The 984-nt window shown below is 42.4% G+C and carries 1 protein-coding gene; it reads right to left on the reverse strand.

Annotated features, from left to right (window positions below; all coding sequences use genetic code 11):
• Positions 1-487: 487 nt before the first annotated feature.
• Positions 488-984: bacteriohemerythrin (locus NY78_RS24400; protein WP_156181160.1), on the reverse strand; the 497-nt coding region annotated here is incomplete at its 5' end.

The following is a 984-nucleotide window of genomic DNA, read 5'->3' on the forward strand; positions in this document are numbered from 1 at the left end:
CCGGGACATTGCTCGACAGGATGATGAGAATTTGCATTTGTGATGCCTCCTGACTATTGCGATAGAAATTATCTATAGCCAAGACACAGGGAGGAGGCAAGCACTGACACCAGCGGCAAGCCCACCAAGGAACTTAAGGTGACCGAAGGGCAGCCGTTTCCCCATGGTCCTCCTAGTCCATCCCCTATCCAGTTGGTCAAATACGAAATTTCTTTCGTTTTTGAAGTAGACTATGGGACTGGATGGCAGGATTCTGCCATCGGACAAGCCGTTTTTGGATCAAAATTAGTATTTTCTGTGTATTTTCAGCTTGTTTTGTTTTTATGACGGTCTGAACTCGCAGGATCCTGTGATTTTTAACGCCGAAAAATCGCTAAACTCTGGATTTTCAACAGTCCAGTGAACTGGAATCCTGTAGTCTTAGCTGTTTGAACAATAATGCAGCTTCCTGCGTTTTCTTGTTTGCGATATGTCTGAGTCGAAACGCTCAAATACATTTGAAGAATTTCTTGTCTTCTATGATCATATGATTGTGTATGACTTCGCTAGCGAGAAATACTAAAATTTCCCCTAGCGATAGCGAGTCATGCTTGTATTTCTCTGCAAGGTCGGCGCACTGGCCTAGTAGTTTGTCGTGTATCTTGCAGTGATTTTCTGAATCTTCGTAATTTGCCGATAAGAATACTTCAGATTCGTCTCTGAAGTGTTCTTTGACATGCTCAATAAGTGCATTAATCAGGTTTAAGCAGTGTTCTTTTGATTCTCCTGCAATTATAGCGGAAAGTAGTCTGTTGGATAGTTGAAAAAGGTGATAGTGTTGGGAGTCAATGGTTTGGTTGCCAGATTCGTAGCGTTTGCTCCACTGTAAATGGATAAGCCCTGTTTGATAGAGCTTGCTAGGTGAAAAGTAGATATCTTCAGGATCAATATAGTATTCGACTCTATTCCGTCCTAGGTTTTTTGCGCGATATAGCGCTTCGTCTG

Source organism: Desulfovibrio sp. TomC (genome assembly GCF_000801335.2).
In the GTDB taxonomy this organism is placed as follows: Bacteria; Desulfobacterota; Desulfovibrionia; order Desulfovibrionales; family Desulfovibrionaceae; genus Solidesulfovibrio.